Origin of the sequence: Photobacterium satsumensis, from assembly GCF_050336935.1 — a bacterium.
Taxonomy (GTDB): domain Bacteria; phylum Pseudomonadota; class Gammaproteobacteria; order Enterobacterales; family Vibrionaceae; genus Photobacterium; species Photobacterium satsumensis.
In genome coordinates this window covers 796,754-819,311 of record NZ_JAKJSK010000007.1, presented here as the reverse complement: position 1 = coordinate 819,311, position 22,558 = coordinate 796,754, and the positions used below count along the sequence as shown (strand labels likewise).

General features: G+C 44.6%; 30 protein-coding genes and 2 pseudogenes. 25 read left to right on the top strand and 7 right to left on the bottom strand.

Translation table 11 applies throughout. From position 1 onward, the window contains the following. Positions 1-4: 4 nt before the first annotated feature. The 4 genes from L4D79_RS15305 to L4D79_RS15290 all read left to right on the top strand — a co-directional run bounded on the left by L4D79_RS15305 (position 5) and on the right by L4D79_RS15290 (position 2,121). On the top strand, positions 5-151 hold the full coding sequence (locus L4D79_RS15305; protein WP_428652415.1) for a hypothetical protein: 147 nt from the start codon (positions 5-7) through the stop codon (positions 149-151). A 131-nt stretch (positions 152-282) separates the two neighbouring features. Next, positions 283-501 carry a major capsid protein P2 gene (locus L4D79_RS15300; RefSeq protein WP_428652414.1) on the top strand — a complete coding sequence of 73 codons (219 nt, stop codon included), beginning with the start codon at positions 283-285 and terminating at the stop codon, positions 499-501. Between the two features lie 174 nt (positions 502-675). Continuing rightward, positions 676-798, top strand: a complete 123-nt coding sequence (locus tag L4D79_RS15295; RefSeq protein ID WP_428652413.1) for a hypothetical protein — start codon at positions 676-678, stop codon at positions 796-798. 1,026 nt (positions 799-1,824) lie between these two features. Next, positions 1,825-2,121, top strand: coding sequence for a hypothetical protein (locus tag L4D79_RS15290; protein WP_428652412.1), 297 nt, complete (start codon positions 1,825-1,827; stop codon positions 2,119-2,121). A gap of 30 nt (positions 2,122-2,151) precedes the next feature. Here the strand turns inward: L4D79_RS15290 and L4D79_RS15285 are convergent. Together L4D79_RS15285 and L4D79_RS15280 are read right to left on the bottom strand one after the other, a co-directional pair. Beyond that, positions 2,152-3,225: pseudogene (locus tag L4D79_RS15285) on the bottom strand (ISNCY family transposase); the annotation flags it as partial. Positions 3,226-3,384: 159 nt separating this feature from the next. After that, positions 3,385-3,648, bottom strand: a complete 264-nt coding sequence (locus tag L4D79_RS15280; protein ID WP_428652612.1) for a transcriptional regulator — start codon at positions 3,646-3,648, stop codon at positions 3,385-3,387. Between the two features lie 143 nt (positions 3,649-3,791). Here L4D79_RS15280 and L4D79_RS15275 point away from each other — a divergent pair, with 143 nt between their 5' ends. The 20 genes and pseudogenes from L4D79_RS15275 (at position 3,792) to L4D79_RS15180 (ending at position 15,519) form a co-directional block, all read left to right on the top strand. Then, positions 3,792-4,028 (top strand): hypothetical protein, encoded by a 237-nt coding sequence (locus tag L4D79_RS15275; RefSeq protein ID WP_428652411.1) that lies wholly within the window; start codon positions 3,792-3,794, stop codon positions 4,026-4,028. Then, positions 4,025-4,315 (top strand): hypothetical protein, encoded by a 291-nt coding sequence (locus L4D79_RS15270; protein ID WP_428652410.1) that lies wholly within the window; start codon positions 4,025-4,027, stop codon positions 4,313-4,315. The genes L4D79_RS15275 and L4D79_RS15270 overlap by 4 nt, the downstream gene beginning before the upstream one ends. After that, complete coding sequence (locus L4D79_RS15265) at positions 4,315-5,997, top strand: rolling circle replication-associated protein (protein ID WP_428652409.1); 1,683 nt, start codon at positions 4,315-4,317, stop codon at positions 5,995-5,997. The genes L4D79_RS15270 and L4D79_RS15265 overlap by 1 nt, the downstream gene beginning before the upstream one ends. Before the next feature lie 13 nt (positions 5,998-6,010). Beyond that, positions 6,011-6,178 (top strand): hypothetical protein, encoded by a 168-nt coding sequence (locus L4D79_RS15260; RefSeq protein WP_428652408.1) that lies wholly within the window; start codon positions 6,011-6,013, stop codon positions 6,176-6,178. Further along, positions 6,171-6,635 carry a hypothetical protein gene (locus L4D79_RS15255; protein ID WP_428652407.1) on the top strand — a complete coding sequence of 155 codons (465 nt, stop codon included), beginning with the start codon at positions 6,171-6,173 and terminating at the stop codon, positions 6,633-6,635. Before L4D79_RS15260 ends, L4D79_RS15255 begins: the two co-directional genes overlap by 8 nt. 24 nt (positions 6,636-6,659) lie before the next feature. Further along, positions 6,660-7,142: a hypothetical protein gene (locus L4D79_RS15250; protein ID WP_428652406.1), complete on the top strand. Its 483-nt coding sequence runs from the start codon at positions 6,660-6,662 to the stop codon at positions 7,140-7,142. Positions 7,143-7,201: 59 nt separating this feature from the next. Next, positions 7,202-7,804: an ATP-binding protein gene (locus tag L4D79_RS15245; RefSeq protein WP_428652611.1), complete on the top strand. Its 603-nt coding sequence runs from the start codon at positions 7,202-7,204 to the stop codon at positions 7,802-7,804. A 159-nt stretch (positions 7,805-7,963) separates the two neighbouring features. Next, complete coding sequence (locus L4D79_RS15240; RefSeq protein ID WP_428652405.1) at positions 7,964-8,761, top strand: hypothetical protein; 798 nt, start codon at positions 7,964-7,966, stop codon at positions 8,759-8,761. Positions 8,762-8,900: 139 nt separating this feature from the next. Next, the gene (locus tag L4D79_RS15235) at positions 8,901-9,356 is read left to right on the top strand and encodes a hypothetical protein (RefSeq protein ID WP_428652404.1); all 456 of its coding nucleotides are present in this window, start codon (positions 8,901-8,903) and stop codon (positions 9,354-9,356) included. Between the two features lie 143 nt (positions 9,357-9,499). Continuing rightward, positions 9,500-10,594, top strand: coding sequence for a hypothetical protein (locus tag L4D79_RS15230; RefSeq protein WP_428652403.1), 1,095 nt, complete (start codon positions 9,500-9,502; stop codon positions 10,592-10,594). 122 nt (positions 10,595-10,716) lie between these two features. Next, a pseudogene (locus tag L4D79_RS15225) lies at positions 10,717-11,163 on the top strand (major capsid protein P2); the annotation flags it as partial. A 9-nt stretch (positions 11,164-11,172) separates the two neighbouring features. Further along, a complete protein-coding gene (locus L4D79_RS15220) occupies positions 11,173-11,448 on the top strand; it encodes a hypothetical protein (RefSeq protein WP_428652402.1) in 276 nt (91 codons plus the stop codon). After that, positions 11,448-11,597 carry a hypothetical protein gene (locus L4D79_RS15215; RefSeq protein WP_428652401.1) on the top strand — a complete coding sequence of 50 codons (150 nt, stop codon included), beginning with the start codon at positions 11,448-11,450 and terminating at the stop codon, positions 11,595-11,597. Before L4D79_RS15220 ends, L4D79_RS15215 begins: the two co-directional genes overlap by 1 nt. Before the next feature lie 11 nt (positions 11,598-11,608). Then, positions 11,609-11,815 carry a hypothetical protein gene (locus L4D79_RS15210; protein ID WP_428652400.1) on the top strand — a complete coding sequence of 69 codons (207 nt, stop codon included), beginning with the start codon at positions 11,609-11,611 and terminating at the stop codon, positions 11,813-11,815. After that, complete coding sequence (locus L4D79_RS15205; RefSeq protein ID WP_428652399.1) at positions 11,812-12,204, top strand: hypothetical protein; 393 nt, start codon at positions 11,812-11,814, stop codon at positions 12,202-12,204. Before L4D79_RS15210 ends, L4D79_RS15205 begins: the two co-directional genes overlap by 4 nt. Then, a complete protein-coding gene (locus tag L4D79_RS15200; RefSeq protein ID WP_428652398.1) occupies positions 12,182-12,754 on the top strand; it encodes a chemotaxis protein in 573 nt (190 codons plus the stop codon). Before L4D79_RS15205 ends, L4D79_RS15200 begins: the two co-directional genes overlap by 23 nt. Continuing rightward, positions 12,751-13,527 carry a hypothetical protein gene (locus L4D79_RS15195; protein WP_428652397.1) on the top strand — a complete coding sequence of 259 codons (777 nt, stop codon included), beginning with the start codon at positions 12,751-12,753 and terminating at the stop codon, positions 13,525-13,527. Before L4D79_RS15200 ends, L4D79_RS15195 begins: the two co-directional genes overlap by 4 nt. Continuing rightward, the gene (locus L4D79_RS15190) at positions 13,524-14,696 is read left to right on the top strand and encodes a hypothetical protein (protein WP_428652396.1); all 1,173 of its coding nucleotides are present in this window, start codon (positions 13,524-13,526) and stop codon (positions 14,694-14,696) included. Before L4D79_RS15195 ends, L4D79_RS15190 begins: the two co-directional genes overlap by 4 nt. A gap of 12 nt (positions 14,697-14,708) precedes the next feature. Then, a complete protein-coding gene (locus L4D79_RS15185; protein ID WP_428652395.1) occupies positions 14,709-15,227 on the top strand; it encodes a virion protein in 519 nt (172 codons plus the stop codon). A gap of 94 nt (positions 15,228-15,321) precedes the next feature. Next, the gene (locus L4D79_RS15180) at positions 15,322-15,519 is read left to right on the top strand and encodes a hypothetical protein (protein ID WP_428652394.1); all 198 of its coding nucleotides are present in this window, start codon (positions 15,322-15,324) and stop codon (positions 15,517-15,519) included. 237 nt (positions 15,520-15,756) lie between these two features. Here the strand turns inward: L4D79_RS15180 and L4D79_RS15175 are convergent, their stop codons facing one another. From L4D79_RS15175 to L4D79_RS15160, 4 genes are all read right to left on the bottom strand, one after another. Continuing rightward, entirely contained in the window at positions 15,757-16,458 is a 702-nt protein-coding gene (locus tag L4D79_RS15175) for a hypothetical protein (RefSeq protein WP_428652393.1), read from the bottom strand. Between the two features lie 119 nt (positions 16,459-16,577). Continuing rightward, entirely contained in the window at positions 16,578-17,045 is a 468-nt protein-coding gene (locus L4D79_RS15170) for a phage protein (protein ID WP_428652392.1), read from the bottom strand. A gap of 578 nt (positions 17,046-17,623) precedes the next feature. Continuing rightward, positions 17,624-19,720: an ATP-binding protein gene (locus L4D79_RS15165; RefSeq protein ID WP_428652391.1), complete on the bottom strand. Its 2,097-nt coding sequence runs from the start codon at positions 19,718-19,720 to the stop codon at positions 17,624-17,626. 3 nt (positions 19,721-19,723) lie between these two features. Further along, positions 19,724-20,902 (bottom strand): FIST signal transduction protein, encoded by a 1,179-nt coding sequence (locus L4D79_RS15160; RefSeq protein WP_428652390.1) that lies wholly within the window; start codon positions 20,900-20,902, stop codon positions 19,724-19,726. Between the two features lie 236 nt (positions 20,903-21,138). On the opposite strand from L4D79_RS15160, the gene L4D79_RS15155 reads away from it, so the two are divergent. Further along, positions 21,139-21,861, top strand: coding sequence for an SDR family oxidoreductase (locus L4D79_RS15155; protein WP_428652389.1), 723 nt, complete (start codon positions 21,139-21,141; stop codon positions 21,859-21,861). Between the two features lie 111 nt (positions 21,862-21,972). Here the strand turns inward: L4D79_RS15155 and L4D79_RS15150 are convergent, their stop codons facing one another. After that, the gene (locus L4D79_RS15150) at positions 21,973-22,467 is read right to left on the bottom strand and encodes a hypothetical protein (RefSeq protein ID WP_428652388.1); all 495 of its coding nucleotides are present in this window, start codon (positions 22,465-22,467) and stop codon (positions 21,973-21,975) included. Between the last annotated feature and the right edge of the window lie 91 nt (positions 22,468-22,558).

Here is a 22,558-nt window from a genome sequence, read left to right as displayed (position 1 = left end):
TTGTATGGAAACTAAAGATGAAGTTTGTAATGTATGTGGTGGAACAGGCATTAATAAAGCAAAAGCACAAAATTTAAGTAAGAATGAACCCATTGAATATGAGCCGATAGAGTGTCAAAACTGTGGTGGCTCTGGTAAAGAACCAAAATAACTTTAATATAAATCACATTTACAAAAGCTCGCTAACCTATAGCCTTAGCGGGCTTTTTTGTGCTTGCCTTAAAACCAAATCACTTGCTTTCCTGTTGGGGAACTTTTGTTAACCAACAGAGAGCAAACATCATGAGTGCAAAAACTAAGGGCTATGTGATCACTGGGGTGATCGCAGCTGGCGCGGTTGTCTGGGCATCGAATAACGTTGATGCCGTTGAAGTGTCGTTGAATGGTTCGGCAAAAATTAATGTAACAGGCGAAACGCTGGTTAAACTGCAAGCCCACCGTAAGAACTACGCCCAAGACGGGCGCTATATCATTTCCTTTGGTGATGCCACGCACCTATGAGCTGACTTGCTTTGCCTCGGCAACAGGCCGCACACCGTTTGATTTCTCCGAGCGCAGTCCGGCACTGAACCTCAGCGTATTCATTTCCTCGATGACTCGGTCAATCGCGTTCGTGTACTGCGTGCCGGTGATCATCGAAGCCATTGAACAGGTGAACGCGTTGCCGGGGGCGCAATGGATCTACTTGATAGCCTCGGGGAGGCCTTAGGCGAGGTTTGGGATAGCGCCACGACAGGTGGTGAAGCCTGGTTGGATTCTTGGTTTGCGGCAGAAAGTGTCTGTTACTCAAATAATTAGTGACACTGTCACCCAATCAGAAAGTGAGAGCATCAGCCAGTTGCTGCAAGTGACATTAGTCGACGGGTAGGCGGTAGTGGTATCGCAATTGCCTAAGATTCAGCTTGAACCCAACCAACCCGTGACAGCGTCACAAATATCAGCGGTCTTTATGGATGAAGGGCAACAAGTCGCGGTAACAGAGCTACCAGAAGTGAAATTTTAGAGTAGTCAGGTGGTTAGAGTCTATGCAACTACACCAATTTTAACTAAACCCGTGGGGGTGATGGCGTCTTAGTTTAAAAACTAACCATTAGGGGCGGTATTTCATCAGTAATAGCCAATGCGTCACGCTGTCACATTTAATAAAAGCTGGGCTAGCAAACACTCAACCGATAGTCATTAACGAGGGTTTGAAACCACCACAGCCTTGAGCTTTTCAGGCGTCGATGGTGACACAATCCATATTATCGAGGTCACACGATGACAGGGAAATCATTAAAGGAACGTCTGCCCGTAGGTAGCCCACGGAACAAAGTAGAATACCTGGAAGATGAGTTCGAACGAACGGCCAATGAACTTTACAGCCTGTTAGAAAACAAAGCGATCAATCTTCTATCATTGGCATAACGGCAAAGACTGCCGCTAGTTACTCGGCAGTGCTGCCGTAGGTTTCTAACAGGTAATAGCGATTTAGTAACCGTGACAATCGGTGAATCCGGTGCGCAATTGTTGACACGGTTCGCAGGGAAAAAGGCTAGGGGGCTTGTGTGGGAGAGCTGCTTAAACTGTTTACCGAGATTGGCGTGAATCCGCCGACGTTGATCATCTGTTATCTGTTATTCCGATCAGTTAAGGCCCATGAGTCGGTATTGAGTGAACAAAAAAAATGTTAGCGAATCATGAAATTAGAATGGAAGAATGAAAGCAGCAGCTAACACAATGAAAAACAATAACTTTCATTGTCAGTAAGCAAATCGCAACTTTACAGTTATATCTAAGTGCAATTGATTGTTATAATACACTATACTGTAAAGGGGTTTTGTTATGTATCAAGTATTTGCGTTTACATCTAAGTCTTTAAATAAAGCGTTTTTATCAACTCATATTTCATTTCATGGTAAATCGAAGCAGTGGATTCAGGACGATATGAAAACATGGAAACGTGGACCAGTTCTGAAAAAAGAGTTAATCACCTTGAGTAATGCTTATGACTTTACAGTAAATAAAGAGTTTTTAGTTGATGACGGTGATGAATACGATCGAGTCATTTCAATTTTTAAATCTCGTGGTTTTAAGGTATTAGGTAGACCGCAATTGATTAAAAGTAACGTTAAATTGTAAAGGTAAGGCCCGCAATCGCGGGCTTTTTTTAGTGCCATCCGGGCGGTCTAATACCTTGACGACCTGATTGACCAATCGCTGGTTTTCTTCTGTTGGGTCAATGAGATAGACAACCTTATCATATTGAAATGTCAGTGATTTGGAGAGTTTCCTCAGTTCTTGCCAGGCAAAAATATCATTCAGCTCTTCGGCCGATTCCCGCAAAGGCCGGTGCATGTCTTTCGGATACCGCGGAGGCTTGGCAAAGCGGCGATTGAAATCTGCGATGAAGTCGGGGAGCCATGCGTTAGCTTGTTCAATGGTATCAATGCTTTGTAGGCGCATTTCCTTGACTAAGCGATCCTGTAACGTTTTATTCGCGCGCTCAACGCGGCCCTTGGCTTGTGAGCTGTTGGCACAGATCAGCTCGATATTGAGATCATTCAGTACACGACCAAACTGAGTCAAGCGTTCAGTGTGGGCATCGCGTTTGCTGACATGGAAGACCGCATGCCGATCACTATAAAATGCCGTGGGTTTACCATGCTGTTCAAGGTATTCACGGGTAGCCACCATATAATCGAAGGCTGATTCAGTTTCACTGAAGCGCAGGTTCATTAGGCGGCCAGTGGCATCATCAATATAAACCAGCAAGCAGCATTTAGAGCTGCGACCTTCAAACCAGTCATGGTGGGAGCCGTCGATTTGAACCAGTTCTCCCTGACAATCTCGCCGGTGACGAGGCTGATAGACACGTGGCTTGCGTTTGGCATGGGGAACCCAAAGACCATCAGCGATCATCCATTGGCGTAAGGTTTCAACAGAAACATGGATATCATGAAGCTCAGAGAGTTTTTCGTGCGCCAACGTCGGGCCGAAATCTTCGTATTGCTCATGGAGCAAGGCCAGTGTCTGTAATTTTAATTTCTCATCATGGCGATGGTTGCCAGGCTGACCACGTTTTAAGGAAACCAAACCAGCAGCACCAAATTCAATGAAGCGTTTGACCAAGCGATAAACTTGGCGAGGACTGAGTTTAAGTAAGCGGGCAGCTTCGACACCGGTGATCCGTTTCTCACAGATGTCTTGGATTAGTTTGATTCTCAGTAATTCATTGTCAGTCATAGTCAATAGCATCCAAGGGCTCCAAACACGGCTAAGAAAGCGTGTTTTGAAGCTAGAACAACATGACATTTCAATCTGGCTAAAACCTGACATTTCTAACTAGATCTTACACCCTCAGTGCGCATTATGTACCATAGGGTAAAGCACTGATTTGTAAGGTTATGCGGGTCTTCCTTCACCCAAGGCATTGATAAGGCGGGGGTTTTTATATTTGTCTTCTAGTAGTCCGTAAACTACTTTTTGATCATCAATTTCAAGTAAATCAGCGACTTGGAAAGCAACTTCCCAATCCATAGAGTTTAGTTCATTTCTCCATTTACTCAACCGAGAACGGCTTACCCCAATTTTCTGGGCAAGTTTATAGTCTGAGGGCAGGCCATACTTGCTTTTGACCATGTCTAACAATTCATTTGTGTATGTCATCATTTACCCACGAAAATCCGTTATTTGTTAAATTTTAGGCTAACAAAATGTCTAAAACCACAGTTGAAGCCATGTTGACGTTTATTTGATATTGACTAATCCTATTGTTGCATATCAAAACTTGCTTGTATGGGGATACAGACATGGAAAACGTCAAACAACCAATTTTAAATCCAATACATCAGCCCTGCCCAGATATGGCCGGGTGTGTTAATCCAAAACCAGAGCTTACTCAAAAATCTCTCGAAACTGTTCGCCAACTTCGTAAAAAGTTTGGCTTCAAAACCACCAAACAACGTGCCAAGGAGCACAGCCAGTACCTCAAGGAATTAGCTATCTTTCAATACAACCGCGACTTGATGGCAGGAGGTACAAAATGAATTCAATAGCCTCAATCCCTAAGCAAGCAGCCAAAGCCCCCAACTTGGGGGCGGCGGTTTCTTCTATGCCGTTACACGAAATTGCGATCCCATTAGACAAAGCTGTTACCGCTGATTTCATGGCAAAACATGCATTGGTTGAATGGCAGCATTCAATGAAGATGGTTCGCCATCATCAACGAATGGGTGACAAAGAGGGATCAGCTTTCTTTCTTAATGATGCTGCTGAGTTTCGCCGTATCTACGTTTCGTTTCGACGGGCTGTCATTGAAATGGGAGGGCTTTGATGCTCCCCATAAACGATCTCTTGTATGTGGCTGGCGTCGTCCAGCCACATGACAAAACCAAAAAGAATATTGCCAGCCATGAAGCTGGTTTTTTTGGTTCTAATTCTGCTGAGTGGTTAAAACATGAACAGCAAAAACTCAATCGGTTTGCCCAGCTTCACCATCTGAATATCAAAGCACTCGCCAAGCAAGGGCGTGAAATGTATGCCGAACCCATCCGCGAAGCGGCGGCACGAAGTGACGGAGACAATAGGCTTGTCCAAGGGCGCAAAAGTCCGACACACCAGAAAGTGGTTAATATATCCAGCCGAGTGGGCAGGCTACGCAAGGCACAGCGCCGTGATATCGCGTTGGAAAGCACCGAGTCCCACTACAACCATGACCGCCTGTATGATCTTCCTGACACGCCTGCTGACAAGCGCTTATCTTCCGTTCGTTTGATGCACCGTGAATGGTCGGGCAGTTTCCGCATTTTGCACCACACCCAAACTCGTCCGGGCGATGCACCGGACCCACAAAGCGGTGAACGCTACACCGAAAAACTGACCCAACGAGCAGTAACCAAGATTTTCGAATCGGGTGCGTATGTTGCCGCTTGCGAAGAAGGGTTTACCACCTTCCTAACCCTGACTTTCACCCCTGAGCAACGTAATGCCATCTTTGGTGGTGAAACCACGCTTGGCCGTGAAGTGTCGCGCTTTCTTGATGGCATCAAAAAGATGTTCCAGCGTGGCTGGCATGGGATTGATGCTGATGGCGAACCGTTTGAACTCGATGGTATTGCCGACCCGTTCCATTACATCTGGGTAGCCGAGTGTCCGGCCAATGAAGATGGCGAAGCTAACCCGCATGTTCACTTAATCATGAATTGGAAAGTGGATAAGCAATATTTTCGCGCCTGGTCCGAACGGTTAGAAGGTATTTGGGGTAACGGGTTCGCCCATTTAGAGCGGATCCGCCAACCGAAAGCGGCGGGTTCATACATCATAAAAGCCGTTGGCTATGCCGCCAAAGGTGAGAACGCCGACCAAGGGTTAATCAAAGGCAACCGCTATAACATTGCCCGTTGCAGTCGTGCTCCCAGTTGGGATTGCTTGGCAAATTTCGAAGCTCATAACATGGCCGCGATCATCAAAGAGTGTGGCTATCGGTTGGAGCACTGGAAAAAGCCATTACAGCGCAGCCTTTACAGACTGGAAAAGCAAAAAGAACGCGCCATTAAGGTCAAAGCCATTGCGAAAAAAGCCCAACGTCCCAAGGCCGCAATCCAAAAGCTCACCGCCTTAATTGCTCGGCTTGAAGGCCAACAACAAGCCATTAATAACCAAATTAAAGCGCGTGGCATTCATGCCAGCACCAAGAACCGTTTTTGTTTGTCATTCGAAGGCGAACAGGCCGAAAACAAAGCCTATGATTTTCTGCTTTGGGCAGCAGGGGCCCGAGGATGGTCCATGCAATCCAAAGATGATGATCCCGAATACCACCAAAACGTTTCCGAAGCCCGAGCAATAGCCAAACAAGAGTACGGCCAACAGTACCAACGCTTTTTGCTCAAACAGGCTTACTGGAAATCTGTCTTGAATGATCCACTTGCTCCAAATAAGGAAGAACCAACGGAACTCGATGTGTCAGCCGCTAAAGCTGATCTCGAATGGTATCAAAATCAGCAATTAGCTGCGTAAAGGACGCTAACAAATGGAAGAACTGAACCAAATCACTGACCAGCTCAAGAGTGAAGTTACTAAAGCGGCGAAAAACCCGTTCGCTAGCAAAATCATGTCACCGCTCCGTTTGGTGCTGGTCTGGATGCAAGGCGTAAACAATAAACTGATGGAATTAGAGCAAAGGGGGAAACATGGCTGAATCAATGCCCGTTCGTGCGTCGGCCAACAAAGTCGAAGGGGTTAATCGGTGTGAGTGCGGCAACGTCCGCACCATCCACCGGGCAAGGGGTAAGCGATCCAAGTACCTGTATGCGATTTGTGACGACTGCGGAACCAACCAGCAAACCGGGACATTCTGGCAGTCACGCTTTGAACAGCATTACCCAACAATTGAAGCGTTGCACCAAACCGAAAAAGCCGCACCAGTAGTGGAACCGGAAGACGAAACGAAGCCCAATATTGAACCGAAATTAACCGAGCTAGATACCGAATTAGCAACCGAAATCACGCAAGCTGTAACCGAAAACGAACCACCATCAAGCCAAACCGAACCCGAACAAGACCCCCAACCGGATGCGAAACCATCCGGTTGGAAGTCAGTCATAGCGGGCGTGGTGCTTGGCGCTTTAACAGGCGGGATGATCGCCCGCTTTTAACCTAATCAAACCGAGAGAGTCGATATGGAAACCGAACAAATAGCCGCCAATGATGACGAGCTAAATAGCAATGAAGGGATTCAAGCCCACAATGAACAAGATGAGAAAGACTTCATCAACAGCTTAGATGATGACTTTGATCCAACCACCGCTGACCCCCAAGAGCAGCAGCAAGAACTCGAACAGCAAGCCGCTGGCGCGATGGTGTTTGTGGGCTTGATGACTATCGAGCAGACCATGAAAACCATGGTGCACCATAACTTTGAATTTGATCCACAACAAGCTGAAAACGTAGCACAAAAGATAGCACCGCTTATCGTGAAATACGGCGGTAATCCACCACCATGGCTAGCTAAGTACATGGATGAAATCATGGCTATAGCTGCCATTGGGATGCTTGGCCTGTCTAGCTATATGCAGGTGCGTAGCCTCAAGATTAAAGATGCTGAACTTGCCAAGAAAGCGAAGCAGGCCGCCAATGATGACCAGCAGCAGGAGGCCGCTTGAAACTACAACCTATCAACCAAAACAATGCGCTGAGTAATCATCATGTCTATGTGGTTGGTATGTCTGGCTGCGGGAAAACTTCCGCAGCCAAAAAGCTATTTATCAAACCAACCGACCAAGTTGCTATCTTTGACCCGCTTGGCGATTACGAAGGGCTATTGGCCGGGCGTAAGGTTCGCAGCTATGCCAGCTTGAAAGCCTTTGCCGCCGCCTTGATAGCAGGGCGTAAAACTAATCAGGGTTTCAAAATTGCATACTACCCAAACCACGAAACCACTGAGGAGGATTTCGACAAGTTCTGCATGGTGGTGTGGGGCATGGGGAACGGCAAGCATAAGAAGCCACTAAAGGTGATCTGTGAAGAGGTGGCAGAGCATACCAGCACCGCAGGCAAAGCAACGGGCTACCACGGCAAGATTCTGAGGCTAGGGCGCAAGTTTGGCCTTCATTCCATTAACATGTTCCAACGTGGGCAAGAGGTATCGAAAACTATCATTGATAACTGCCAGTTCGCCTGTGTAATGATGCAAAAGGCTGATGATAGTGCGCGTTACCTGCAGCAGAAGACGGGGATACCGGCCACTGAAATTGTTGGTCTAGAAAAGTTAGAGTATGTGCTGCAGGACGGGAAAGAGTGGAAGGTTGGTAACATTCGGTGGTAACACAATAAGCCTCTAAGCTCATCATTACCTCTAATTGAGTGTTCAATTACTTGATTCAATTCAAAGCTTTACATTTCCCCCTGTATGATAATGTAGAAATGATATGTTGAAAATTTCAATATATAAAGCTGTTATGTTACAAAAATTAAGTGAGGAAAAATGAGTAAAGGAAGAGATGATTTTTCTGAGGGTACGAAAAGAACTTTAGCTGACCGAGCAGGCTGGCGTTGCTCTTTCCCCAATTGTGGACAGTTTACTCTAGGTCCCTCTAACACAGATCTCGAGAAAAAAATTAATAACGGAATAGCTGCACATATTTGTGCTGCAGCCGAAAATGGACCTAGATATGATCCGAATATGACACCGGGACAAAGAAAAAGTTTGGATAACGGGATTTGGATGTGCAGAAATCATGGTAATTTGATTGATGCTGATTTTTATACTTATACTGTCGAACAACTGAAAGAGTGGAAAGTTCAAGCTGAGAATTTTGCTTACGCTATGCTAGCAAACCCAAGTATAGTAGCACCCTCCATAAGCTCATATTCTGAACAAGATCGTCGAGTTTTTGATTTTATAAATAATATCTTACCTTATGATGTAATACAGAAAATTGACGATGAGCCATTTGGAAGATATGTTCCAGATTGTGTCATTAAGCCCTTCAATGATCTGATATATTATGAAAATGATCCCGTTTACCATTTTAATAATGCCGATCTTGAAGGTTTAAGAGTTCAACTTCTGCAGCAAGCATGGAATTTCATCCGCCACTTTTCACAACAGTCAGCAGGTGCTATCGGTGGATATGATTATATTAATATTCCAGAGTTTCGCCGCTACAACCCTGATATCCCAGAATCATATTGGATAAAATACTCAGACGACACTAGCCAGCTCGCAAGAGAGTTCTGCTCTACAGCGATGAAACTACGAGATATGCAAAGACATTTGTAACATAACAAACTGTTCAAGAGGGATTCGCAACGCGTGGCATTTTTACTATGCGTTGAATTTAGTGATTAAGGTGGTATGCGGCGGCTTTGGTATTGCGTTGCTCACCCCTTAACAGGGCGTTAGCCACTTAGGAGGTAATTTGAAAATTATAGGTCTTTTTTTATGTGTCTTAGGTTTTTGGAGTTTAGGGCCGATAGTACTTTATAACGTATTTCCGTCATGGGAAGTTCGTGGTCAGTTCGGTGATTTATTTGGCTCCACGAATGCCCTGTTCAGTGGGTTAGCTTTTGTAGGGTTAATTTATACAATCTATTTGCAACGTAATGAACTGTCACTGCAAAGAGAAGAATTGAGGCTTCAAAGAGAGGAAATGGCGGCATCTAGAGAAGAGCTAGCAAGCCAAGGTGCTGTCCAAGAGAAGCAGTACTTAGCTTCATTAGCTGAGCTAAGGGTGCAAGCCGCTGGTATGGAAGTTGAAGCTCTTAAAATGGAAGCTGAGCAGAGAGTCCCTTCAGCTAGAAGAGAATATTATGAGCGAATTCGAGAGCAAGCTGATCGAATTCAGAATCTGGTGAATGAATTAGAACGTGGCTAACAAACTGTTTAAGAGTGATTCGCAATACTCGGCGTTTCAGCTTAAGTTGAGTTTTGTGGTTACGGTGTAATGGTTTAGTAAGGTGGTGGCGTTGCTCACTACTTAACGCAGCGTTATGTAAATTATTGATTATGGAGAGAGCTTTGATTGAATCGTTGTTAAGTCCACCTGTCCCTATGGCAGCGGATGAGTTTTACAAAGCACTAATTTCTGTTTCGGGTGTACTTTTAGGTATAGCATTTGCCGCTATGCTATTTATATTGCAAAGTGGTTTTTCTTCATTTAAATATTCTAGAAGAATGTTTGTTGTACTGTATTTACACTTTGGCAGGCAATTGTTATTTTCACTTTCATATTTAACGTTGGCACCATTCTTTATTTTATTCTTTCCAACAACGCCTGAATTTATTTCGTTTGTTTATTTCTTTTATGCTGGCTTTTTCATTATGGCAACATTAGATTATTCAAAGGAAGAAGGTTATATTACAACTTTGAATTCGCATAAATATGTTCCTAGACACTATGGTAAAATACGCAGTTATTTTAGGTATATCAATAATAGAGGTTTTTTGAGAAACTTATTTCAACTTACGCCTGTTTTTCTAATCATTGTCTATCCATACGTTCTGTCAAGTGATGCTGGATTTAATTTAATTCTATCAACACAAGCAATGTTTTATAGTTGCTTGAATATATTAGCTTATACTCTGTTTAAAGTTACTAAGTTTGTACCTGAGTTTTTCTTTTTCACAGATGTCGAGTTCAAGTCTTCTGAACCTGTAGAGAAAGACGAGTTGTATGATAGTTCAAAAGAAAAGATTATAAAAGAGAAGTCATTACTAAAAGAATACTTGATTAAACATGGTGTAACAGAATTAGACGATCAGTATCCTCGACAATTTTTGAATGGTGAGTTGAAAATCTATTTTCTTACAGCTAATAATGATCCATGTTCACATTTCAATATTTATATCGATGTTAAAAATGCAACTCCACATGAAATGAAATCAGAAGTGGCTAAGTATGCGTATCACTTTTCAAGCAAACTTCTTTCTTCAAAGGTTGATATAAACTCATTTGTTCTATCATTTCATGTCACACTTGCATCAGATTCATCAAGAAATTTATTTTTCCGGTTTAGGCGATCTGAATTTGAACAAATGGTTAATACGTACAAAGGTGACCCTATGGGCATGTTTGAAATGAAAAACGTGTGTATTGATGAACTCTTTCGTTAAATTTACATAACTAGTTCGGTGGGGCACACCTTATTGCAGGCGTTATTTTTTAAACCAATCACATTTTTCAAAGCCCGCTAGCCTATAGCCTTAGCGGGCTTTTTTGTGCTTGCCTTAAAACCAAAGCACCAAGTATCCGTGCCCGTGCCCATGTTCTGCCAGCACAATCGGTGCGTTACTACATGCCACGCATTTACGAACTAACTTGGTTTGCCTCGGCAACAGGCCGCACGCCGTTTGATTTTTCCGAGCGCAGTCCAGCACTGAACCTCAAGCGGATTCATTTCCTTGATAAGTCCGTGGATCGCGTTCGTGTACTGCGTGACAGCTTCGAAGAAATGAACGTGACCAAAGAAGATAACGCGTATGACTTGGCTCAGGCCAAGAAAGAGCAAAATCCAGAGTGGTTCAGTCTCGATTTCATCCGTTACGGCTTTGGTGCTGATGGCATGTTGAATACTGCCGCTCGTAGCCAACTCGCGTTTGAACTGGATAAGTCAGAAGTGGGTAGCGTACCGGTGATCATTGAAGCCGTTGAACAGGTAAACGCGTTGCCGACCAAGGGCTAAGGAGGCGCAATGAGTCTACTTGATTCGGTAGGTGAAACACTCGGTGGTATCTGGGATACCGCCAGCGATGGTGGCGAAGCCTGGTTAAATTCTTGGTTCGATAACGAGGCCAACAAAGTGGCCTCGGCAGCACCGGAAGAAAACCGCACACCACAACATAAAGAGCCAGCCCAACAACCAACGGGCCAACCGATTTACACCATAGCGCCGAATAATACCGCCATGATGATCATGGGTGGCAGCATTGCGGTTTTAGCTTTAGTTGTACTGCTTAGGGGGAAGTAATGCCGTTTCTATTTTGGCCGTTGCTGACAGGGACAATTGGTTATGTCACCGGGTTGTTTAGCGGCGAATCCTTTGCCCGTACGTTCAAAATCTTGGTAGCTGTGTTGATGCTGTTGTGGCTACTCAATATTGCGGGGGTAGTTAAGTAATGTTTGGAGCTATGACGTCATTAACTGGCGGCGGCGGTTTGCAAGGTGGCTCGGCTGGGCCATCCACTGCAACCAGCACGACAACCAATAGCAATTCAACCAGCAATGAATCTGGCTTTAAAGGCGGTTCAATCAATATGGGCAGTAATAACGGTATTCCAACGTGGGCGTTGTTACTGGCGGGTGTTGCCGTTTTCTACATCATGGTGAAGAAATGATTTTGAAGCCATGCACATGGAAGGAGGCGATCCCCGTTCTTGAATCTGCGTTGGGTGATTATGCCAAAGAGGCTTACAGGGAAGTACTGGCAGGCAGGGAAGCCATTTATCGGATTGGGGAATCCTATGCACTACTCAGGGTTGAGCAATATCCGAATGGTGAGTTTGAACTTGTCGCCGTAGCCTTTGCTGGGGATTTGAAAGCGGGAGCATTAGCACTTTTTGAATATGGTCGGCAGCTTGGCTGCCGATTCATCCGGTGCCATACCATGCGCCCAGCTCAACTGCGTTATTTACGCATGATTGGTTTGCCAGTGTTTGAAGATGGCAAGGACGGGGAGGGATATTTGATGATTAAGGCAGATTATGGGCGGGAAGAGCAAGAGTAGTAACAAGACTACCACCACAACTAACACCACCAATAACACCAACAACGTCAGTGGTTCGGCAGCAGCGAGTGGTGATAACAACGGCTTGATGCTGTCAGGTGTCAACGACTCCAATATCAATGTCACCATGACCGACCATGGTGCTATGGAACGAGCTGCAGAATTGGGGGAGCTTGCGTTATCGAGCAATACCGCAGTGAGCAAAGCGGCGTTAGATATGGGAGCTCATTCAGTTAGCGAGGCCATGGATTTTGGCCGGGATGCTGTAAATGGTGCGCTTGAATTTGGTAGTGATGCCATGCAGCTTAATGCTGAGGTGAGCAATAAGGCTATTGATGAAGTGAGCCAAGCCCACCATGAAAACCTACAAATGGTCGCAGGTTTAGCCGGAAGCCAAGCCGCACAAAACACTGAGAACCTAGAAGCATTAACGGAACTGGCATCAATGAACTCTGATGGCGGCCAAGTAGCAACAAGCCGCCAGATGACCATTGTTGTTGGTTTGGTGGTGACATTTATGGCGATCATGATGCTTGGGGGTAAGCGATGAATTTTCACCAAATTATGCAGCCTCGCCAGCGTTCACAATTCCAAGCCGTGGGCGAGTTTCTTTATGTCGAGACGTGTACTGAATCGGTGTCGATTACTACTGAACGTGGAGATTATCGTTTAAAGCAGGGCGCCCAGATTATCGACCCGCAGCTAACAGGTCGCGTTACGGTTGAGAATATGGGTGAGGCTGGGGCAGTCACCATTATCTGTGGATTTGGTCGATATATCCCGCCGACAGACGGTCAGCAAGTGTCTGTTACTCAAATGCCAGCGGTGACCCTGTCACCTAATCAGCAGGTAAACATCGGCCAGTTGCCACAGGTGGCGTTAGTCGATGGGCAGGCGGTAGTGGTATCGCAATTGCCTAAGATTCAGCTTGAGCCCAACCAGCCAGTGACGGTGTCACAACTTCCGGCAGTATCTTTATCAGAAGGACAGCAGGTTGCCGTTACAGAGCTACCAAGGGTGAAATTTGAGAGTGGTCAGGCGGTTAGAGTCTATGCAACTACGCCACTTTTAACTAAACCCGTGGGTGGCGACAGCATTTCAGCCCATAAACTAATCATTGAGGGTGGTATTTCATCAATAAATGCCAGTGCGTCACGTTGTCACATTTTAATAAAAGCAGACTTAGCAAACACTAAACCGATAGTCATTAACGAGGGTTGGGCGTTGGCCGCAGGTGAACAACTCAAACTTGAAACCACCGCCGCCTTGAGCTTTTCAGGCGCAGACGGTGACACAATCCAAATTATCGAGGTAATACGATGACAGACAAAACAGTGCGAGAGCGTTTGCCTGTTGGTAATCCACGAAACAAAGTGGAGTTCTTAGCCGATGAATTACAACAAGGTGTTGATAGGCTGTCAGCTTTGGAAAAATCATTAGGCGGCGAACCGGTTGTGAACCTCATTCATAACGGTGATTTTCTTGCCCCAACGATTTACCCAGCGTTCAACACTACCGCAATCTTTGCGCCTAAAGCGAATGCATTTGATAGTTCGGCATTCAACGAGGCGGCATCTAATGCTGCCATGTTTCCGGCTGGCTGGGGCGGTGAAGCGGTTGGTTATGACAACAACTACAGCTCCTCATTCGGGGTACGTGTTGATCACCGCGGAGCTAATGTATTCAATCGTGACTATGTGACGGTCGGTGAACCTGAAGGCGTGAAAGCTGCCATGGTCTTTCATGGTTTCGCATACCAAGCCGTTGCATTAGCTCACTTTACCCCTCAACGAAAAACCACCATCGATATGAAATACGGCGTGCGCAATGAATACGTCACGGTGGCTGCATCGGTTCGCTTAGGCAGTATTTGTAAATGGGGCTTAGTCGAGTTGAACCCATCAACGGGTGACATTGAAGATGTCGTATTTTGTGAATCCTTCAACGGATATGAAGCAAATCATTTTACCTTGCGTAAAGACGGGCTGCTCCTTAATAACAACAAAAGCTATGCATTAGCGTTTTATGACATCCAGCAAGACTACGGGAATGGTGCTGACGGTTTGGTGATTGGCTGGGCTGCTGCTTTCTTCAATGACGAGCAAAATCCCGAGTTACTGCCGACAGTTTGGCCCTCTAGTCATCACGATGAATTTCATGTGTTAGATACGGTGAGCCAAACAGAACTACAAGCGGGTTATGCGACGAACACTGATCGCTTTACGGGGATAACAGACAATCGTCCTAACCATGCCACGCTCCGAGTTTGTTGGCTTGATACGTGGGACAACACCTACAAAGGCACTACCAATGCTGTGAGTGAAATTATCGACGGTAACCAAACCACAATGACCATGGCTGATGCATCTGGAAGTTTGACGTATGCACTTTGCGCCAAGCTGACATCGTACCCGCAAAAAGTTGGGTTCTTTAACCCTGACGGTACCAGCGCATTCGATACCTTGGTTGATTATCAATCACCATACGCATAGTGGATACCGCTTATGAAATGGCTAATAGCACTAGCCATGGTGCTGTTATGGCTCAATAGCCGCAAAGGGCTGGTTACCGCAAGTAGCCAGCCACGCCAACCAACGAACAACACAGGGATGAATGAAGATATGACCACCGGAATGCCACGGGGTATCCGTAATAACAACCCACTGAATATCGAGTACAGCAAGCACAACAACTGGCGCGGCCAAGTGTCCAGTGATGGCCGATTTGTTATTTTCGAAGAGAATAAATGGGGCTTCCGTGCTGCGGCGCGTATCTTGCGTAGTTATCAGAAACGCGGGATCACCACCATTAACGAGATCATTCATACGTTCGCACCAAGCCATGAAAATGACAGTGATCATTACGCCAATATGGTGGCGAATTGGACGGGTTACGACAAGTACCAGGCATTGGATGCAACCAATGATAATACCGCCGCCGTACTGATTCAGGCCATGGCCCGGATGGAAGTCGGCCGCCAGTATCCAATCAATGACGTAATGGAAGGAGTCGCATTGGCATGACGACAAAGACTGCAGCTACTTCGGTAGCACTCAGCGTTACAGGTGTGATCATCGGCGCTTATGCACTCAAATTTCTACGTAAAAAAGGATGGTTATGATTGATTTAAAACAGTCCAGTACCAAAACTGGCTTGATGCTACTCGGCAGTGCTGCCGTAGGTTTAATAACAGGTAATAGCGATTTAGTAACCGTGACAATCGGTGAATCTGGTGCGCAATTGGGCGGCACAATTCCGGCCATTGCCGCTATGTTTATTGGCCTGTTTGACACGGTTCGCAGGGAAAAAGGCTAGGGGGTTTATGTGGGAGAGCTGCTTAAACTGTTTACCGAGATTGGTGTTAATCCGCCCACGTTAATCATCTGCTATCTGTTATTCCGATCAGTTAAGGCCCATGAGGCTGTATTAACCGAACTAAAAAAAATGATAACGCATCATGAAAAACGTATCTTGAAGCTGGAATGGCAGAATGACGAACAACGGTGAGTTTGATGAGTTAAAGCCCGCAATCAAGCGGGCTCTGTATTTTGGTTAGTTAAGCGGAACCGAGCCCCACATATAGGCTTCTTTGGCCTCGTTATAGATAAATCCGGCTAGGTATTTAGTGCTATCGACCGTCACATTAAACGCCATTCCTTCATAACTGCCGTCAAACCCTGAATCAAAGCAGCCCGACGCATCAACATCAACCGTGTGATAGAAAGAAACTTCACTAACTAACTTACCGGAGAGTGTGCAGTCAGCATTGATGGTGAGGTTCGCATCGCTATCCAATGACCAAGATTCGCCCGTCATAGGATCAGTGAAAGTACCAACAAGGCTATCTAGTGATTCAAGCGTATTGCTTTGACGATCGAACGAGTAAACAAACGGCTCGTTGTTAATGGTGGTAGAAACTGTTGCAGTATCACCGTCATAGTAAATATTAACGATTTGATCGGGGTCTGAGAAATAGAAGCCATCAGCAATGGCAGCTACGCCAGTTAATCTCAGTTCATTAGCTAACGTATAGATTCGGTCAAAGTACAAAATGGCCGAGCCATCTGAGATAAGTACTTTTCCTGCATTAGCTTTATCAACCAGCATGACAGCTTCGCCAGATTGAAACAGGCCATCAAACTGGGTACCGGTCTCTGAACCAGCGGAATTTCCTTCACCAGAAGAGCTTGAACCAGAACCTCCGCCGCAGGCTGTGAGTAAGACAGTTAACAACAGTACAAATATTTTTTGCATCAGATCATCCTTGAGTTGGTGGTTAGGTTTCCAAGTATGCAAATGAAGCGCAGCTTGGAAACCCAAAAAGTATTTTGATTAGAGTCAGTTAACGGATCAAATTGTAAAGGCTAGGGAGCTTACTTCTTAGCTGCGTGCTTGGTTTGAACATTGCGATACTTTTTCTTTTTGTCTTTGCTGACAGTCTCATGCATCGGCTGTTGGAGTCGGCGGCCGCCACGGAACGGCAACGGTGTAACGACATTTGAACGAACGGGCACATAGTCTAATTCGTAGAGTCGTTTTAACGCGTGGTATTCATCATAACGAAGTGACCAAGACATCAGTTCTTTGGGACTAAAACGGCGACCATCTGGAGTGATGATGACACAGTATTGCTCATCAATTCTAAATCCTCGCCAGCGGGTATCATCGGGAAGATAGCCACGGGCACGAATGATCAGTAATTTTTCAGCCATTGGATTAACGTCGATTTCTCCGGTTAACCAACGTTTGACGGTGATAGGACGAACGTGAAACCAAGCAGAAGCTTGAGCAATGTTGTCGAAATGACGCCAGAACAGCTTGACGAAGGATTGATGCAGCATGATGTGCCTCGCAAATTTATCGTTTATTAAAAGTTCTTTTCGATTAATCAAACGTGGATTGATAGACAACACCGATAACGTTAGCCAACAACAAATTACCGGACATAAGCCGACGTTTGTAAGGAGAAGACGCTAAGCGATCATGTGAGATATAAAAAGGTACGCATTGTAATTTAACTAACTGTTTCCAAGACATTTTAAGCCTCCAAAAGTAGACGTTTCTGGCTTGACCCATAAGCCACAAGAACCTTACAGACATTGTTAAATTTATATCCCTCAGTGCGCATTATGTACCTTATGTTAAATAGGGTATCTATAAAGGTATATAAAGACAGGTATAGCTAACGACTGGTTTCCCCTCCTTTTCTCTAGCTCGTCCCCAATGTTCGAAGTACTGTACAATTTAACAGTATTGGCAATTTACCATAAAATAGGTAATTAGCACCTATTTTTAAGTACTGCTGCAAATGGTCAGTTTGCCTGGTACTTCAAAACAAGGTGCTAATTACTAGGCTTGATTTTATCAAGCCTAAAGAAAAAACGCCGAGCTCATACAAGCTCGGCGTTTTAGTTCATGTCTAGAGTAATTGTTTATTGGCAACTATTAACTGATACTTTGCCAATATCTTATCAAGCTCGTTGGCAATGATCGGTTTGGCGATAAAGTCATTCATCCCAGCTTCAGAGTAAGCCTCTTGATCAGATTTCATGACGTTGGCCGTTAAAGCAATGATTGGAATATCAGTGCCTTTGCCACGCAAGGCTTTCGTCGCGCTGATTCCATCCAGTATTGGCATCGAGATATCCATCAAAATAATATCGAGATCGTTCATGGCACTATCATCGATATCCAATACTTCTTGACCATTGTTAGCAATCATTACTTTGTGGCCACGTTTTTCTAGCATCAATTTTGCGACTAACTGGTTCGTTGGGCTATCTTCTGCCACCAATATATTGAGCTTTGGTAAATGCTCAACTTCAACAACCGGTATTTCTGCTTCAGAGTCTTCAGCTTCGAGAATGTCTAATGGCAAAATTACTGTGAAGCAACTGCCTGTACCCAACTGGCTTTGTAGTTTGATTTCACCTTGCATTTTTTTTATCAAATGCTGGCTAATTGCTAAGCCCAAACCGGTACCACCATATTTTCGGGTAATACTGCCGTCGGCCTGTTTAAAAGGTTTAAACAGTTGCTTCTGTGCTTCGGGTGAAATGCCAATCCCCGTATCAGATATTTTAAGGTATAGCTTGTTATGGCTTTGAGTTACATCAACAGATACCGAACCTTCATTCGTAAACTTGATCGCGTTTCCAACAAGGTTAAACAACACCTGAGAGATTCGGTTTTTATCACCGATAATTTGCGCCGGAACTTCATCGTTGATACTGCTGTTAAGCTTGATCCCTTTCTTTTGTGCTTGATCTCGCAACTGAGTAATGACCAAATCGATGCAGTCGGATAAGCATAGCCTGCTATTAAATAGCTCAAAGCTTGTTGATTCAATCCGCGACAAGTCCAGTATGTCATTGATGATTGTCAGCAGTAACTGCGCGGATTGATCCATCTGGTTTATCCAGCCTTGCTGCTTTATATCCAATCCGGAATCACCGAGCATATCTAACAAGCCTAAAACTGCATTTAATGGCGTGCGAATTTCGTGACTCATCATCGCAAGGAATTCTGATTTTGCCTTGTTGGCATCCTCAGCTTGGCGCCTGGCCTGCTTTATTTCTTCGATTTGTTGCTTCCGGCTGGTTATATCTTTTGCTGTTCCTCGGTAACCCAATAACTGTCCTTGCTTATTAAAGTAAGGGGTACCGCTTAAGCTGATCCAAAGGCCACCTTCATCATCAGGCAGCTGCCACTCAAGATCTTCAAATGAGATTTGATTTTCAAAAATCGCCTTAAGCCGCTCACGATACTTGTCAGCGTCACCAAATATGTCGAGGATACAATTACTATCGACGGTATGGTTTGTCAGATTTGGAGAGGAAATATAAGTAAAACGGTACTCTGGGTCGACTTCCCAAAACCAGTCACCGACTGTTTTTGCAAAGTCTTTAAAACGCTGCTGGCTATGTGTTAACTCCTGGGTACGGGCAGTGACTAATGACTGCAAACGCTCTCGATAGTCAATATCTATGATAGCGCGCTCCAGTAGAGGCCTGAATCGCTCAAGTACCCTGCGGCAATTTGGCGTAAACTGCCCTTTTTCAGTATGGAAAAAGAGCAAAAGCGCATCGCCTGAGCTTACCTTTACACCAGTGAGCAATACAGACTGACAAAATGGCACCATCTCTGGCGATAGTTCTTTAAACTCATACACTTGGCTAGGGTCGTAAAGTGCAATACTGTCGCCATTCATTGAACGGATAAAGGTATTACCAATAGGCCAAATACTTGATTCAAAGAAACGACAGGTCGTTACCAACTCCTGCAATGGTGCAGTTTCGTCTTCACGAGTTAATACAAGTGCATGCTCAAAACCGATGTATTTACGTAATACCGACAATAAACTATTGAACACCTGACGTTTATTGTTGGCACCCGCCATTGCGGCAATACCCGCTAAAATCGCCGTATTCTCATCGCGTAATTGCTTTTCCCGTTCTCGAGTTCGCAATAAATCAAGCAATGTTTCTTGGAGCTTTTCAGATTCATAGTTTGCCATTGCTTAATCCTTGTGAAACAAAACAGCTGAAATCATCAAGTTACCGTGGGCATTTTCGCCACCTACAAATTGCCCCTGTTCGCCAAAGGTAAATGGAGCAACAAAAGGTGCGGTTTGCATCGCACTTTTGACATACTGGGCCACTTCTTCCATACGGTGTTGTACGCGGAGCATACAACCTGCGCAGTAAATAGTAATACCACCGATCGGGTTGAGGTTTGCCTCATTGGCATAAATGTTACTTGCCGCATTCACGACCCGTCCGGCACGGGTAATTAAGCGCTCCTCTGTACCTTGCATGAAGTACAGGGTCTCTCCTACTTCCACTTTGGCAAATAAGGTTATCCCTCCGCGCTCAGTGGTATTCAAGGGGTGAGCCAATTTGAAATATGGCAGTTCATGAACAACACCGGCAACCCGCCCTAACGGGTTTAAGCTACTGTTATTAATGATGCTTTCTGACTCGCCTAAAGATTGATTCATCCAATCTTGATAAACCTCTATCGCCGGCTTTCCATCAAGTTCAATCAGCTCCCTGCCCTCGACTTTGGTGGCTTTGGCAGATTGACCGGTACTGGCATAACCAGAGTGGAACGAGTAACTGATATGACAAGATGGGTAGATGACACTGATCCCTACACCTTCTTGTGTGTACTGTTCTTGCGTAAAAATGGACCAGTTGCCCTTAATATGATCATCAGCCGCACTCCCTCCGATGATTGGAACTGACGTGCAAAGTTCATCTTCGATTCCCTGAATGACTTCTTCTTCATGGCCCGGACTGGCATGTAGTACGATTAGCGCAGGTAATTCTCCGGATCGGCCACTATTGGCAATAGCTTTTAATAAGGCTTGCCTTGCCATTTCATATTTTGAGTTATTGGTAGAAACAATGGCAGTTCCGTAAGCTCCATGAAAATCGGATATTGCCCAGAGAGCAACACCTCGACCGTGATGATATCCGCCTTCTGTCATTACTCCCTGACAAGATGTACACCCCAGAACTTGTGCATTTGGGAAGGCGACGACCAATGCTTCCTGAAAAGTGACAACGTCATATTTTTCTGAAAAGTAAACAAGGATCAATTTGGGGTTGGCAAGCTTTGCTTGTAATTGTTCGATGGCCTCTTGAATGGCATCAGATGCTATTGCCTGTGAAGAAAAGCTTGTTGCGATATCCATGGGGAAATTATCTATAGATTATTTTGATTTGTAACGATACCCAAGTAACTTTAAGTAAAGCTGAGTGGAATACAAACACATTGAAGTTACGTAGGCATATTCTTACATGCATCACATGTAGTGTCTGCTTTTTTATTGTAATAAATTAAAGATCTGGATGTAATGTCCGTTAATGATAAGTATATACCTAGCTTTGTTAGGGATAGCATTTGTAGCAGTAGAATGATGAGGGAACGATGGAAAAGAAAGTAGTGTTGGTGACTGGCGGCGCAAACGGGATTGGTAAAGGAATTGCGAATTATCTGTCTAAAAATATGTTGGTAATAGCCATTGATATTGATGAGAACGCTGGGTTCCAACTGGTTTCCGAAAACCCTCTCATTCGCTTTAGGCTGCTTGATGTCACCAATGAGCAGCAAATTGTTTCTTTAATTGACGAGATAACATCGCAGCACGGAAGGCTTGATGCAGTTATTAATAATGCTGCTATTGCAAACCCTTATAATGCCCCTTTGCATGAACTAGATATTAACGATTGGAATAAAGCATTAACCGTGAATTTAACGGCTCCTATGCTGATGGCAAAGCACACTTCGCTATTACTTAAGGATACAAATGGGTGCATTATAAATATTGCTTCTACCCGTGCATTACAGTCCGAGTCAAATACAGAAGCTTACAGTGCGACTAAAGGCGGTGTTGTTGCATTGACACATTCCTTAGCGACGAGCCTTAGCCCCGATGTTCGAGTGAACTGTATCTCTCCGGGGTGGATACATACCTCTCAGGAACAATTAAGCGAAACTGATCACACACAACACCTTGCCGGCCGTGTCGGTAACGTTACAGATATTGCTTCAATGGTGGCATTTTTGATTTCAGATGAAGCAGGATTTATTACAGGTCAAAACATTGTCATTGATGGCGGTATGACCAAAAAAATGGTTTACAGCGAATAGAACGACTCTTTGTATGCGGCTTACAAATATCAGCATACTTGTTAATTAACTATAAATTGTAGGGTTTAATGCACTAAACCCTACAATTGAAAATATTACTGATTAAGCTATTTATTTTTCTGACTTTTTTACCTTGAAACCAGCAATTATCTTTTCATCGCCTTGGATGATTGTTATTGCCCACTGCATTTCGTTGTGCATGCACTCAGGCACCGTAAACTTCCCTTGCCAACCTTCTGATGTTTCTTCAAACGTTACAGGGATAACGCCCATATACATGTCTACCCCTTCAACTGACGCTTCAGGTTTAACATCTGTGTTATGAACTTGTATAGTCAGTTCTTGGTTCGACGATGCGGGATAAGGTGATAAAGAGATATTTAACGATTTATTGCTTTGATCATTGGTACACTTTTCTGCTGTTAACTCGCAAGTTACTGCACTTATATTTTTACCCTCGCTGTTATCATAGGTAACTGTTCTCCATACAAATGCGGTAATCAATACAGCCATTAGAAAGAGAATTTGGATAAATCTGCCTTTGGTAAGTTTTTCTGCAGCCATGATTTTACGTGCTTCCCATGTTACAGAGGTCAAAGTTTTCACATAAATGTTGCTTAACCGTAAACATTGTGTGGGCTTGACCCTGTCAATCATTAGTTATCTAAAGTAGTATAAGGCACTGAAAATGCCACTT